The sequence below is a fragment of the Micromonospora sp. DSM 43699 genome (genome assembly GCF_055517075.1).
In genome coordinates, this window is sequence record NZ_JBTMMT010000005.1 from 136,129 (window position 1) to 151,934 (window position 15,806).

The window sequence follows — 15,806 nt, forward strand, 5'->3', positions numbered from 1 at the left end:
CCACCGATGACGAACGAACGTGGAGGATGGGTTATGTCGGCGCCAGACGAGCAGATCGTCCAGGCACTGCGTGCCTCGCTGAAGGAGAACGCCCGGCTTCAGCAGGAGAACAGTGCGCTTGTCGCCGCGACCGCGGAGCCTGTCGCGATCGTCTCGATGGCCTGCCGGTACGCCGGCGGCATCCGTGGCCCCGAGGACCTGTGGCGGGTGGTGACCGACGGCACCGACGTCTACACCGGCTTCCCCACCGACCGCGGCTGGGACCTGGAGGGCCTCTACCACCCGGACCCGGACAACCCTGGGACGACGTACGTCCGGGAAGGTGCCTTCCTGCACGACGCCGGGCAGTTCGACGCCGCGTTCTTCGGGATCTCCCCCCGGGAGGCCCTGGCGATGGACCCGCAGCAGCGGCAACTGCTCGAGGTGGCGTGGGAGACCTTCGAGCGGGCCGGTATCGATCCGCACTCGGTGCGGGGCAGCGACGTCGGGGTGTTCGCCGGGATCGTGCACCAGGACTACGCACCCGACCTCAGCGGGTTCGAGGGGTTCCTCAGCCTGGAACGCGCGCTGGGCACCGCGGGCGGGGTCGCCTCCGGCCGGGTCGCGTACACCCTCGGGCTCGAGGGACCCGCGGTGACCGTCGACACCATGTGCTCGTCGTCGCTGGTCGCGGTGCACCTGGCCGCCCAGGCGCTGCGCCGGGGCGAGTGCTCGATGGCGTTGGCCGGCGGTGCGACGGTGATGGCGACGCCGGGCGGGTTCGTCGGCTTCGCCCGTCAGCGGGGGTTGGCCTTCGACGGGCGCTGTAAGTCGTACGCCGCGGGTGCCGACGGCTCGTCCTGGGCCGAGGGCGTCGGCGTGCTGCTGCTGGAGCGCCTCTCGGTGGCCCGGGAACGGGGTCACCAGGTGCTGGCGGTGATCCGGGGCAGCGCGGTGAACCAGGACGGCGCGTCCAACGGGCTGACCGCGCCGAACGGCCCCTCCCAGCAGCGGGTGATTCGCAACGCGCTGAACAGCGCCGGGCTCCGGCCGACCGATGTGGACACTGTGGAGGGCCACGGCACCGGCACCGTGCTGGGCGACCCGATCGAGGCCCAGGCGTTGCTCGCCACGTACGGGCAGGGCCGGGATCCGAGGCAGCCGTTGTGGCTCGGCTCGGTCAAGTCGGTCATCGGCCACACCCAGGCGGCGTCCGGGGTGGCCGGGGTGATCAAGGCGGTGCTGGCGCTGCGCCACGGGGTGCTGCCGGCGACCCGGCACGTGGACGCGCCCACGCCGCAGGTGGACTGGTCGGCCGGCGCGGTGGAGCTGTTGACCGAGACCCGGGACTGGCCCCGTAACGGTCGTCCCCGCCGGGCCGGTGTGTCGTCGTTCGGTGCCAGCGGCACCAACGCGCACCTGATCCTGGAGGAGGCACCGCAGGAGGCGGCCCCGGCCCCGCTGCCGCCGACTGGGGTCGTTCCGATGGTGGTGTCGGCGCAGACCACCACCTCGCTCGCGACGCAGGCGGGCCGGCTGGCGTCGTTCCTCGCCGACACCCCGGCGCCGCTTCCCCAGGTGGCCGGGACGCTGGTGGCGGGCCGCGCCACGTTGGGCGAGCGGGCCGTGGTGGTGGCGGGCTCGACCGAGGAGGCGGTGGCCGGGTTCGGTGCGTTGGCGCGGGGTGAGAACGCGCCAGGTCTGGTGACCGGCTCCGGTACGCCCGGTCCGGTGGTGTGGGTGTTCCCGGGCCAGGGGACCCAGTGGGCCGGCATGGGCCGGGACCTGCTGGACTCCTCCCCGGTGTTCGCGGCGCGGATCGCGGACTGCGCCGCCGCGTTGGAGCGGTGGGTCGACTGGTCGCTCGTCGACGTGCTGCGCGGGGACGTCGACCCGGCGGTGCTGCAGCGGGTCGACGTGCTGCAACCGGCCAGTTTCGCGGTGATGCTGGGCCTTGCCGCGGTCTGGACGTCGGTCGGTGTGCAGCCCGACGCGGTGCTCGGCCACTCGCAGGGCGAGATCGCGGCGGCCTGTGTGGCCGGTGCGCTGTCGCTTGACGACGCGGCCCGGGTGGTGGCGCTGCGCAGCCAGGCGATCGCCGGGACGCTGTCCGGGCGGGGCGGCATGGCGTCGGTCGCGCTGAGCGAGGAGGAGGCGACCCAGCGGCTGGCCCGGTGGGCCGACCGGGTCGAGGTGGCCGCGGTGAACGGCCCGTCGTCGGTGGTGGTCGCGGGCGACGCCGACGCCCTCGACGAGGCCCTGGACCTGCTCGACGACCAGGGCGTCCGGGTACGGCGGATCGCGGTGGACTACGCCTCGCACAGCCGGCACGTGACGGACGTCCGCGACGCCCTCGCCGACGCGTTGGCCGGGATCACCGCGCTGGCGCCGACGGTGCCGTTCTACTCCACCGTGACGGGGGAGTGGATCCAGGCCGCCGGGGTCGTCGACGGTGGCTACTGGTACCGCAACCTGCGCCACCAGGTGCGGTTCGGCCCGGCGGTCGCCGAGCTGCTCGCCCAGGGGCACGGCGTGTTCGTCGAGGTCAGCGCGCATCCGGTGCTGGTGCAGCCGATCAGCGAGATCGTCGACCGGGCCGGCTCCGAGGTGGTCGTGACGGGGTCGCTGCGGCGCGACGAGGGCGGCCTGCGCCGCCTGTTGACCTCGATGGCCGAGCTGTACGTCCGGGGCGTACCGGTGGACTGGTCGGTGCTGCTGCCCGACGGGGCGGGACAGCCGCCCGTCGCGCTTCCCACCTACGCGTTCGACCACCAGCACTACTGGCTGCGGATGGGCGACTCGGCCACCGACGCGGCGTCGCTGGGCCTGGTCGGCGCCGACCACCCGCTGCTGGGCGCGGTGGTGCCGCTGCCGCAGTCGGACGGGTTGGTCTTCACCTCCCGGCTGTCGCTGCGGACCCATCCGTGGCTGGCCGGGCACGCGATCGGCGGGGTGGTGATCATCCCCGGCACGGTCTACGTCGACCTCGCGGTGCGGGCCGGCGACGAGTTCGGCTTCGGCGTCCTGGAAGAACTGGTGATCGAGGCGCCGCTGGTGCTGCCCGAGCAGGGCGGGGTACGGCTCCAGGTCGCCGTCGGCGGGCCGGCGGAGACCGGGCTGCGCCCGGTGTCGGTGTACTCGCTGCGCGAGGACGGCACGGACACCTGGACCCGGCACGCCACCGGCCTGTTGGCGGCCACGCCGACGACGCCGGTGACCGGATTCGACTTCACCGCGTGGCCGCCGCCGGGGGTACGGCAGGTCGACATCGACGGCTTCTACGCCGACCTCGTCGAGCGGGGTTACGCCTACGGCCCGGCGTTCCAGGGGCTACGCGCGGTGTGGCGGCGCGGCGACGAGGTGTTCGCCGAGGTCGCGCTCCCGGACGACCAGCGGGAGGACGCCGGCAGGTTCGGTATCCATCCGGCGCTGCTGGACGCCGCCCTGCACACCAACGCCTTCGCCAACCCGGACGACGACCGGCGGGTGCTGCCGTTCGCGTGGAACAGGTTGGTGCTGCACGCCGCCGGCGCGTCCGCGCTGCGGGTACGGGTCGCGCCGTGCGGGCCGGACGCCCTGTCGTTCCAGGCCGCCGACGACACCGGCGCTGCGGTGGTGACGATGGACTCGCTGGTGTCGCTGCCGGTCTCCGCCGATCAACTGGAGACGGCGGCGCAGGAGAGCCGCGACTCGCTGTTCCAGGTGGAGTGGACCGAGCTGCCCCCGGTCGCCGCCGCCCCGGTGCCGTCCTGGACGACGGTCACCGGCCCGGCCGACGTGGCGGCCCTGACCCGCGGCGCAGCCGGCGCACCGACGGCCGTCCTGCACGCCGTCGGTGACGACGACGGGCCGCTGGCGCTGACCACCAGGGTGCTGGCGGTGGTGCAGGCCTGGCTGGTCGCGGACGAGCTGGCGGACGCGCGGCTGGTGGTGGTGACCCGGGGCGCGACGCCCGCGCGGGACGGCCTGGTGGGCGACCCGGCCGGCGCGGCGGTCTGGGGTCTGCTCCGGGCCGCCCAGGCGGAGAATCCGGACCGGTTCGTCCTGCTCGACGCCGACCCCGCCGGCCCGGACCTGCTGCTGGGACCGGCACTGGCCAGCGGTGAACCGCAGCTCGCGGTGCGGGGGACCACCCTCGCCACCCCCCGGCTCACCCATGCCGCGAACCAGGATCCGGGTGCGCCCGACGTGTTCCGGCCGGACGGGACCGTGCTGGTCACGGGCGGGACCGGGTCGTTGGCTGCCATGCTCACCCGGCATCTGGTGTCCCGGCACGGGGTGCGCCGGCTGGTGCTGGCCAGCCGCCGGGGTCCGGCCGCCGACGGTGTCACGGAGCTGGTCGCCGAGCTGACCGCGCAGGGCGCGGACGTGTCGGCGGTGGCCTGCGACGTGTCCGACCGCGACCAGGTCGCGGCCCTGCTGGCGGAGCACCCCCCGACGGCCGTGGTGCACCTGGCGGGCGTCCTGGACGACGGCGTGATCGGCGCGTTGACAGCCGAGCGGCTGGCCGGCGTCTTCGCCCCCAAGGTGGACGCGGTGCGGCATCTCGACGAGCTGACCCGGGGCACCGCACTCGACGCCTTCGTCGTCTTCTCGTCGGCCGCCGCGCTGATGGGCTCCGCCGGTCAGGGCAACTACGCCGCGGCGAACGCCTTCCTCGACGGGGTGATGGCCAACCGCCGGGCGGCCGGGCTGCCGGGCGTGGCGCTGGCGTGGGGCCTGTGGGAGCAGAGCACCGGCCTGACCGCCCACCTCAGCGCCGTCGACCAGGCCCGGATGAGCCGGGGAGGCGTCCTGGCGATGACCCCGGCGGAGGGCACCGCCCTGTTCGACGTGGGTCTGCACGCCGACCAGGCGCTGTTGGTGCCGATCAAGCTCGACCTGAAGGCGATGCGGGCCCAGGCCGCGACCGGCGGGGACGTCCCGCACCTGCTGCGCGGTCTGGTCCGGGTGGGCCGGCGGGTGGCGCGGGCGTCGGCCGGCGACAGCGGCGGGCTGGTCCGCCGGCTCGCCGGGCTGACGCCGGACGAGCAGGAGACCATCCTGGTGGGCATCGTCCAGGCCGAGGCGACCGGGGTGCTGGGCTTCAGCGGACCGGAGCTGGCGCAGGGCACCCGCACCTTCAACGAGATCGGGTTCGACTCGCTGACGGCTGTCGAGCTGCGTAACCGGCTGAGCGCGGCGACCGGGGTGAAGCTGCCCGCCACGCTGGTCTTCGACTATCCCACGCCGGTGGCGTTGGCCCGGCACCTGCGTACCGAACTGGGCGACACGGTGGCCGGCACCGCGACCACGGTCACCGTGCTCGCCGATCCCGACGAGCCGGTCGCGATCGTCGGCATGGCCTGCCGGCTGCCCGGTGGGGTCACCGACCCCGACGAGCTGTGGCGGATGCTGTCCGAGGGACGCGAGGGGATGTCCCCCTTCCCCGACGACCGGGGCTGGGACCTGGCGGGCCTGTTCGACCCCGATCCGGAGCGTCCGGGTACGTCGTACACCCGGCAGGGGGGTTTCCTCCAGGGCGCCGGCCTGTTCGACGCCGGGTTCTTCGGGATCTCGCCGCGGGAGGCGCTGGCGATGGATCCGCAGCAGCGGTTGCTGCTGGAGGCCTCCTGGGAGGCCCTGGAGCGGGCGGGCGTCGACCCGACCGCGGTACGCGGCCACGACATCGGTGTCTTCACCGGCGTCTCCATCCACGACTACCTGGAGTCGCTGAGCAACATGCCGGCGGAGCTGGAGGGCTTCGTCACCACGGCCACCGCCGGCAGCGTGGCCTCCGGCCGGGTGTCGTACGCGTTCGGCTTCGAGGGACCGGCGCTCACCGTCGACACGGCGTGTTCGTCGTCGCTGGTGGCGATGCACCTCGCCGCGCAGGCGCTGCGCCAGGGCGAGTGTTCGATGGCGCTGGCGGGCGGGGTCGCCGTGATGGGCTCGCCGATCGGCGTGCTCGGCATGTCCCGGCAGCGCGGGCTGGCCGAGGACGGACGGGTCAAGGCGTTCTCCGCCACGGCGGACGGCACGGTGCTGTCCGAGGGTGTCGCCATCGTCGTCCTCGAACGGCTGTCGGTGGCCCGGGAGCGGGGCCACCGGGTGCTTGCGGTGATCCGGGGCAGCGCGGTCAACCAGGACGGCGCGTCCAACGGGCTGACCGCCCCGAACGGGCCGTCGCAGCAGCGGGTGATCCGCAGCGCGCTGGCCAACGCCGGCCTGACGCCCGCCGACGTGGACGCGGTGGAGGCCCACGGCACGGGTACCGCGCTGGGCGATCCGATCGAGGCGCAGGCGTTGCTTGCCACCTACGGCCGGGACCGCGACCCGGAGCAGCCGCTCTGGCTGGGTTCGTTGAAGTCGAACGTCGGGCACACCCAGGCCGCCGCCGGGGTGGCCAGCGTGATCAAGATGGTGCAGGCGCTGCGGCACGACGTGCTGCCGCCCACCCTGCACGTGACCGAGCCCACCGGCCAGGTCGACTGGTCCGCCGGGGCGGTCGAGTTGCTGACCGAGGCCCGGGACTGGTCCCGCAACGGTCGTCCGCGTCGGGCCGGGGTGTCGTCGTTCGGGATCAGCGGCACGAACGCCCACCTGATCATCGAGGAGGCGCCTGCCGACGAGGTCCGGGCACTGCCCCCGGAGGAACCGGCGGACGGCGTGGTGCCGCTCGTGGTGTCGGCCCGCAGCGCCGGCTCCCTGGCGGGTCAGGCGGGCCGGCTGGCGGCGTACGTCGAGCGGGCCGGCGAGGTGCCGCTGACCCGGGTGGCGGGAGCGCTGCTGTCGAGCCGGGCGCTGCTCGGCGACCGCGCCGTGGTGGTGGCGGGCTCGGCCGGGGAGGCGTCGGCGAGCCTGGCCGCGCTGGCCCGGGGCGAGACCCCGGCCGGGGTGGTGACCGGCAGCGTGCGGGTGCCGGGGAAGCTGGTGTGGGTGTTCCCCGGCCAGGGGACCCAGTGGGTGGGCATGGGCCGGGAACTGCTCGACACCTCCCCGGTGTTCGCCGAGCGGATCGCCGAGTGTGCCGACGCGCTGGCGCCCTGGATCGACTGGTCCCTGGTGGACGTGCTGCGCGGCGACACCGGACCCGAGGTGACGAACCGGGTCGACGTGCTGCAACCGGCCAGCTTCGCGGTGATGGTGGGGCTGGCGGCGGTGTGGGCGTCGGTGGGTGTGGTGCCCGACGCGGTGGTCGGCCACTCCCAGGGCGAGATCGCCGCGGCCTGCGTGGCGGGCGCGTTGTCGCTTCAGGACGCCGCCCGGGTGGTGGCGTTGCGTAGTCAGGCCATCGCCGCCGAGCTGTCCGGCCGCGGCGGCATGGCGTCGGTGGCCCTGAGCCAGCAGGAGGCGGTCGCCCGGTTGACGCCGTGGGCCGACCGGGTCGAGGTCGCCGCGGTCAACGGTCCCACCTCGGTGGTGATCGCCGGTGACGCCGAGGCACTGGCCGAGGCGGTGGAGGCGCTGTCCGGCCGGCGGGTGGCGGTGGACTACGCGTCGCACACCTGGCACGTCGAGGACATCGAGGACGAGCTGGCCGAGACGCTTATCGGGATCGACGCGCAGGCGCCGGTGCTGCCCTTCTACTCCACGGTCACCGGCGGGTGGATCCGCGACGCCGGGGTGGTCGACGGTGACTACTGGTACCGCAACCTGCGCCACCAGGTGCGGTTCGGCCCGGCCGTCGCCGACCTGATCGACCAGGGTCACCGGGTGTTCGTCGAGGTGAGCGCGCACCCGGTGCTGGTCCAGCCGATCAACGACGTGGTCGACGGCACCGAGGCCGACGTCCTGGTGACCGGCACACTGCGCCGTGACGACGGTGGCCCGCGACGGCTGCTGACGTCGATGGCCGAGCTGTTCGTGCACGGGGTGCCGGTGGACTGGCAGGCGATGCTGCCGCCGGTCACCGGTCGGGTGGACCTGCCGACGTACGCGTTCGACCACCAGCACTACTGGCTGCACCCGGCGGTGGCGGCGGACGCGTCGTCGCTCGGGATGGCAAGCGCCGACCATCCGATGCTCGGCGCGGTGGTCCGGCTGCCGCAGTCCGACGGGTTGGTCTTCACCTCCCGGCTGTCGGTGCGGTCGCACCCGTGGCTGGCCGGGCACACCGCCGGCGACGTCGCGGCCGTCCCGGGATCCGGGCTGGTCGAGCTGGCGGTACGCGCCGGTGACGAGGCCGGCTGCCCGGTCCTCGACGAACTGGTGATCGACACGCCGCTCGTCGTCCCCGCCCACGGCGGGATCCGGGTGCAGGTCGCCCTGAGCGGGCCCGGCCGGGACGACGCCCGCACGGTGGACATCTACTCGCTGCGCGAGGACACCGCCGACGAGGTGTGGACCCGACACGCCACCGGCCTGCTCTCGCAGACCCCCGGGACACCGGAACCGTTCGACTTCACCGCCTGGCCGCCCCCCGGCGCGCGTCCGGTCGACATCGCTCCGCACGACGCCGGACCGGCCGAGGAGGGTTCTCCCTACGGCGAGGCGGTGCGGGCCGCGTGGCGGCGCGGCGGAGAGGTGTTCGCCGAGGTCTCCCTGCCCGAGGGGCAGGTCGCGGAGGCGGCCGGATACGGCCTGCACCCGGGGTTGCTGGCCGCGGCCCTGCACCCGGGCCTGCTGCCCACGGCGGACGGGGCCGGTGCGCCGCTCCGACAGCCGCTGGACTGGCACGGGCTGGTGCTGCACGCCGTGGGCGCGTCGACGCTGCGGGTCCGGCTGGTCGCCACCGACGCCGACACGGTGGCGCTGAGCGCCGCCGACGACACCGGCTCGCTGGTGCTGACCGTGGACTCGCTCGGGCTCCGTACGCCGTCCGGGGGCACGGCCGACGCCGGCACGCAACCCGTCAACTCGCTGTTCCGGGTGGAGTGGACCGAGCTGCCCGCCGACGGTGCCGTGCCGACGCCGGCATGGACGCCTGTCGCCACCGCCGACGAGGTGGCCGCCCTGACCGACGTACCCCCGGCGGTCGTGCTGGACGCGACAGGTGCTGGCGATCCCCTGACGGTGACCGCCCGGGTGCTCCAGGTCGTCCAGGCCTGGCTGGCCGGCCCGGGGCTGGAGGAGTCGCGGCTGGTGGTCGTGACCCGCGGCGCGGTGCCCGCCGGGGACGGCGCGGTGCCGGACCCGGCCGGGGCGGCGGTGTGCGGTCTGGTGCGTGCCGCCCAGGGTGAGAACCCGGACCGGATCGTCCTGCTCGACCTGGATCCGGCCCTCGACGGGGGCGTGGAGCCGGTGCTGGGGGCGGCCCTGGCCAGCGGTGAGCCGCAGCTCGCGGTGCGCGGGACCACCCTGTCCGTGCCCCGGCTCGCCCGCGCCACCCGGACCGCCGACCCGGCCACCGGCTTCGGCCCGCAGAGCACCGTCCTGGTCTCGGGCGCCGGCGTGTTGGGCGCGCTGGCCGCCCGGCACCTGGTGGCCCGGCACGGTGTCCGCCGGCTGGTGCTGGCCAGCCGGCGGGGTGCGGCCGCCGACGGGGTGGCCGAGCTGGTCGCCGAGCTGTCCGGGCGGGACGTGGACGTCACCGTGGTGGCCTGCGACATGTCCGACCGGGATCAGGTGGCGGCCCTGCTGGACCAGCACCCCCCGACCGCGGTGGTGCACACGGCAGGTGTCCTGGACGCCGGCGTGATCGAGACGGTCACCCCGGAGAAGCTGGCCCGGGTCTTCGCGCCGAAGGTGGACGCGGTGCGGCATCTGGACGAGTTGACGCGGGGGCTGCCGTTGACGGCGTTCGTGGCGTACTCGTCGGTGTCGGCGGTGTTCATGGGTGCCGGTAGCGGTAGTTACGCGGCGGCGAACGCGTTCCTGGACGGATTGATGGCGCAGCGCCGATCGCTGGGGTTGCCGGGGTCGTCCCTGGCCTGGGGTCTGTGGGAGCAGACCACCGGCATGGCGGCGAACACCGACGAGCTGACCCGGGCCCGGATGAGCCGGCGTGGCGGGCTCCAGCTGATGACGCAGGCCGAGGGCATGGCCCTCTTCGACGCCGCCCTCGGCGCGGAGCAGGCGCTGCTGGTGCCCGCGAAGTTGGACCTGCGCGGCGTCCGCGCCGACGCCTCGACCGGCGGCGCGGTGCCGCACATGCTGCGTGGTCTGGTCCGCGCCGGCCGGCGGCAGGCGAGCTCCGGTGCCGCCGGCGGGGGACGCGGCCGGCTCGCCGAGCGGCTGGCCGGGCTCACCCCGGCGGACCAGCTCTCCCTGCTGCTGGACCTGGTACGCGGCCAGGTGGCGGCCGTCCTCGGACACACCGGTGCCGGTGCGGTCCGGGCGGACGCGGCGTTCAAGGACGCCGGTTTCGACTCGTTGACCTCGGTGGAGCTGCGCAACCGGCTGCGCGAGGCGACCGGGCTGAAACTGCCCGCCACGCTGGTGTTCGACCACCCGAGCCCGCAGGCCCTCGCCCGGCACCTGCGCGACGAGCTGGGCGACGGCACGCCGACGGTGGCCGTGCCGACAGTCGCCGCCGCCGACCCGGAGGAGCCGATCGCCATCGTCGGCATGGCGTGCCGGCTGCCCGGTGGGGTGGCCGGGCCGGCGGACCTGTGGCGGCTGGTGGCCGAGCGCCGGGACGCGGTGTCCGGGTTCCCCACCGACCGGGGCTGGGACCTGGAGGGCCTGTTCGACCCCGACCCGGAGCGTCCGGGCACGTCGTACACCAGCCGGGGCGGTTTCCTGCACGAGGCGGGGCTGTTCGACGCCGGGTTCTTCGGGATCTCGCCGCGGGAGGCGCTGGCGATGGACCCCCAGCAGCGGTTGCTGCTGGAGGCGTCCTGGGAGGCGCTGGAGGACACCGGGGTGGACGCGACCGCGCTGAAGGGGGCCGACGTCGGCGTGTTCACAGGCGTCTTCGGCCAGGGCTACGTCGCCCCGGGGGCCAGCGTGGTCACCCCCGAGCTGGAGGGCTTCGCGGGGACCGGCGGGTCGTCGAGCGTGGCGTCGGGCCGGGTCTCCTACGTCTTCGGCTTCGAGGGCCCGGCGATCACGATCGACACGGCCTGCTCGTCCTCGCTGGTCGCCATCCACCTGGCGGCCCAGGCGCTGCGGCAGGGCGAGTGCTCGATGGCGCTGGCCGGCGGTGCGACGGTGATGGCGAACCCGGGCGCTTTCGTCGAGTTCTCCCGGCAGCGGGGGCTGGCCGTGGACGGGCGCTGCAAGGCGTTCGCCGCCGCCGCCGACGGCACCGGCTGGGCCGAGGGCGTTGGCGTGGTGGTCCTCGAACGACTGTCGGTGGCGCGGGAGCGGGGGCACCAGATCCTGGCGGTGCTGCGCGGCAGCGCGGTGAACCAGGACGGCGCGTCCAACGGGCTGACCGCGCCGAACGGCCCGTCCCAGCAGCGGGTGATCCGCCGGGCGCTGGCCAACGCCGGGCTGGTCCCGGCCGAGGTGGACACGGTGGAGGCGCACGGCACCGGCACCGCCCTGGGCGACCCGATCGAGGCGCAGGCGCTGCTCGCCACGTACGGCCGGGACCGTGATCCGGGCCGGCCGCTGTGGTTGGGGTCGTTGAAGTCGAACATCGGTCACGCGCAGGCCGCCGCCGGGGTGGCCGGGGTGATCAAGATGGTGCAGGCGCTGCGGCACGGGGTGTTGCCGGCGACCCTGCACGTGGACGCGCCCACGCCCGAGGTGGACTGGTCGGCCGGCGCGGTCGAGCTGCTGACCGAGGCACGGGACTGGCCGCGCAACGGGCACCCGCGCCGGGCCGGGGTCTCCGCGTTCGGGGTCAGCGGCACCAACGCGCACCTCATCCTGGAGGAGGCGCCCCCGCAGGACGACACCCCCACCCCCGCACCGGCCACCTGCCCGGACGTGGTGCCGGTGCTGGTCTCCGCGCGCAGCGCCACCGCGCTGGCCGCGCAGGCCGGCCGGTTCGCGGCGTACCTCGACCAGGCAGGCGAGGTGCCGCTGGCGGACGTGGCCGGGGCGCTGGCCTCCGGTCGGGCCGCGCTTACCGAGCGGGCCGTGGTGGTGGCGGGCTCCCGGGCCGAGGCGACGGCCGGGCTCACCGCGCTGGCGGCCGGCGGGAACGCGCCCGGCGTGGTGACAGGTCGGGCGGGCGCCCCGGGCAAGGTGGTCTGGGTGTTCCCGGGCCAGGGCACCCAGTGGGCCGGGATGGGCCGGGAACTGCTGGCGTCCTCGCCGGTCTTCGCCGAGCGGATCGCCGAGTGCGCTGCCGCGTTGACGCCGTGGGTGGACTGGTCGCTGATCGACGTGCTGCGCGGCGAGGCCCCGCCCGACCTGCTGGACCGGGTCGACGTGCTGCAACCGGCCAGTTTCGCCATGATGGTCGGCCTGGCCGCGGTGTGGCGGTCGGTCGGGCTGCGGCCGGATGCCGTGGTCGGGCACTCTCAAGGTGAGATCGCCGCCGCCTGTGTGGCAGGCGCGCTGTCGCTCCAGGACGCTGCCCGGGTGGTGGCGTTGCGCAGCCAGGCCATCGCCACGGCGCTGTCCGGGCGGGGCGGCATGGCGTCGGTCGCCCTGGGCGAGGACGAGACGGTCGCCCGGTTGACGCCCTGGGCCGACCTGGTCCAGGTCGCCGCGGTCAACAGCCCCACCTCGGTGGTGATCGGCGGCGACGCCGGAGCCCTCGACGAGGCGCTCGCCGCGCTGGCGGCCGACGGGGTCCGGGTCCGGCGGGTGGCGGTCGACTACGGCTCGCACACCGTCCAGGTCGAGCAGATCCGCGACCTGCTCGCCGAGACGCTGGCGGACGTGCGGGCGCAGGCCCCGACGGTGCCGTTCTACTCGACAGTGACCCGGGAGTGGATCCGCGACGCCGGGGTCGTCGACGGCGGGTACTGGTACCGCAACCTGCGCGGTCAGGTGCGCTTCGGCCCGGCCGTCGAGGATCTGCTCGGCCGGGACCACGGCGTGTTCGTGGAGATCAGCGCCCATCCGGTGCTGGTCCAGCCGATCAGCGAGATCGTGGACGACGCCGACGTGGTGGTGACCGGGTCGCTGCGGCGCGACGACGGCGGCCTGCGGCGGCTGCTGACCTCGATGGCCGAGGTGTACGTCCGGGGCGTGGCGGTGGACTGGACCGGGCTGCTGCCCCCGCCGCCCCGGCGGTTGGAGCTGCCGACCTACGCCTTCGACCACCGGCACTACTGGCTGCGCCAGCCCATCGGCGTCGCCACCGACGCGACGTCACTGGGACAGGCGACGACCGACCACCCGTTGCTGGGTGCGGTGGTCCAGCTGCCCACCTCGGACGGCCTGGTGTTCACCTCGCTGCTGTCGGTGCGCTCGCATCCGTGGCTGGCCGATCACGCGGTCGGCGGGGTGGTGATCCTGCCCGGCAGCGGGCTTGTGGAACTGGCCGTACGCGCCGGCGACGAGGCCGGTTGCCCGGTGCTCGACGAGTTGGTGGTCGAGACGCCGCTGGTCCTGCCCGAACAGGGCGGGATACGGGTGCAGGTGGCCCTGGGCGGGCCGGGCGCGAACGGCACGCGGGGGGTGGAGGTGTACTCCCGCCGCGACGGCGGCACCGGCACCTGGACGCGGCACGCCGTCGGGGTGCTCTCCGCGACACCGGGCGGCAGCGGCACCGAATACGACTTCACCGCGTGGCCACCGCCGGGCGCGGAACCGGTCGACGTCGGGGACTTCTATGCCGACCTGGCCGAGCGGGGTTACGGCTACGGCCCCGCGTTCCAGGGCCTGCGTGCGGTGTGGCGGCGCGGCGACGAGGTGTTCGCCGAGGTGGCCCTGCCCGAGGACCTGCGCCCCGAGGCGGGCCGGTACGGCGTCCACCCGGCGCTGCTGGACGCCGCCCTCCAGGCCGCCACGGCCGGTGCCACCGGAGAACAACCGGACGAGGCGGTGCTGGCCTTCGCGTGGAACGGATTCGTCCTGCACGCCGCGGGTGCGACGGCGCTGCGGGTGCGGCTCGCGCCGAACGGGCCGCAGACCCTGGTCGTCGAGGCGGCCGACGGGACCGGTGGACCGGTGCTGACGATGGACTCGCTGGTGTCCCGCCCGGTGTCGGCGGCGCAACTGGGTGCCGCCGGGCACGACGCCCGGGACGCGATGTTCCGGGTGGACTGGAGCGAACTGCCCGGGACCTCCGCCGAGCCGGTGCCGTCGTGGACGCCGGTCTCCACCGCCGACGAGGTGACGGCACTGGCCCAGGGCGAGGAGCTGCCACCGGTGGCGGTGTGCGACGCCGACGGCGGTGCCGGTCCGCTCGCGGTGACCTCCCGGGTGCTGGCGGTCGTGCAGGCGTGGTTGGCCGAGCCCCGGCTGGAGGAGGCGCGACTGGTCGTCCGTACCCGGGGTGCGGTACCCGCCGGTGGTGACCACCTGGTGACCGACCCGGCCGCCGCGGCGGTGTGGGGTCTGGTCCGGGCCGCCCAGGCCGAGAACCCGGACCGGATCGTCCTGCTGGACGCCGACCCCACCCCCGGGGCCGCTGCGGACCCGGTGCTGGTGGCCGGTGAACCACAGCTCGCCGTGCGGGCGGACCGGCTCTGCGTTCCCCGGCTCGCCCGGGTCGCCGACCCGCTCCGGGACGCCCCGGTCGCCTTCCGGTCGGACGGCACCGTCCTGGTCTCGGGTGTCGGCGCGTTGGGTGCGCTGGTGGCCCGGCACCTGGTGGCCCGGCACGGGGTACGTCGACTGGTGCTGGCCAGCCGGCGCGGCCCGGCCGCCGAGGAGACGGCCGAGCTGGTCGCCGAGCTGACCGCACAGGGCGTGGACGTGTCGGCGGTGGCCTGCGACGTGTCCGATCGGGACCAGGTCGCGGCGCTGCTGGCCGAACACCCGGTGACCGGCGTCGTGCACACGGCCGGGGTGTTCGACGACGGGCTGGTCGGCGGGTTGACCCCGGACCGGCTGGCCGGGGTGTTCGCGCCCAAGGTCGACGCGGTACGGCACCTCGACGAACTCACCCGGAGCCTGGACCTGGACGCGTTCGTCGTGTTCTCGTCGGTCGCGGGCGTGGTCGGCGGCGGCGGTCAGGGCAGTTACGCCGCGGCGAACGCGTTCCTGGACGCGGCGATGGCGCACCGGCGGGCGGCGGGCCATCCCGGGCTCTCGTTGGCCTGGGGCCTGTGGGAGCGCAGCGTCGGGATGGCTGCCCACCTCAGCATCGTCGACCACGCGCGGGCCAGCCGTGGCGGCGTGCTGGAGCTGAGCCGGGCCGAGGGCCTGGCCCTGTTCGACGCCGCGTTGCGGATGGACCAGGCGCTGCTGGTGCCGATCCGGCTGGACCCGCAGGCGATGCGGGCCGATGTCGCCGCCGGCGGCGCGGTGCCGTCGCTGCTGCGGGGCCTGGTACGCGCGGGCCGGCAACAGGCGCGGGCCGCGGCCGCGCCGGACGACTCGCTGGCCCGCCGGCTCGGCGGGCTTGCCCCGGCCGACCAGGAGGCGCTGCTGCTGGACGTGGTGCGCGGCCAGGTCGCGGCGGTGCTGGGGCACGCCGACCCGCAGGACGTCCGGGCGGACGTGGCCTTCAAGGACGTCGGGTTCGACTCGTTGACCTCGGTGGAGCTGCGCAACCGGCTGCGCGAGGCGACCGGCCTGAAACTGCCGCCCACGCTGGTCTTCGACTATCCGAACCCGGTGGCGCTCGCCCACCACCTGCGGACCCGGTTGCGCCCGGACGACACCGCGCCCGCAGCGGACGCGACGGTGGACGAGGCGCGGCTGCGGCAGGCCCTCGCGTCGGTCCCGCTGGCCCGGCTGCGGGCGGCAGGACTGGTCGACGCCCTGCTCGAACTGGCCGGCACGGACGAGCCGGACGACGGTGCCGCGCAGGAACGGGAGGTCGGCGACCTGGACGTCGACGACCTGGTGGAACTGGTGCTCGGCGGTGAGTAGCCCCGGGTGGTCCGGCA

General features: G+C 75.1%; 1 protein-coding gene. It reads left to right on the forward strand.

The window, feature by feature from the left end:
- Positions 1–33: 33 nt before the first annotated feature.
- Positions 34–15,789 carry a beta-ketoacyl synthase N-terminal-like domain-containing protein gene (locus AC0AIB_RS04805; protein ID WP_465096098.1) on the forward strand — a complete coding sequence of 5,252 codons (15,756 nt, stop codon included), beginning with the start codon at positions 34–36 and terminating at the stop codon, positions 15,787–15,789.
- Positions 15,790–15,806: the final 17 nt, after the last annotated feature.

Coding starts and splice junctions, on each gene's coding strand:
- AC0AIB_RS04805 (WP_465096098.1), top strand. CDS start 34: ATGTCGGCGCCAGACGAGCAGATCGTCCAGGCACTGCGTGCCTCGCTG.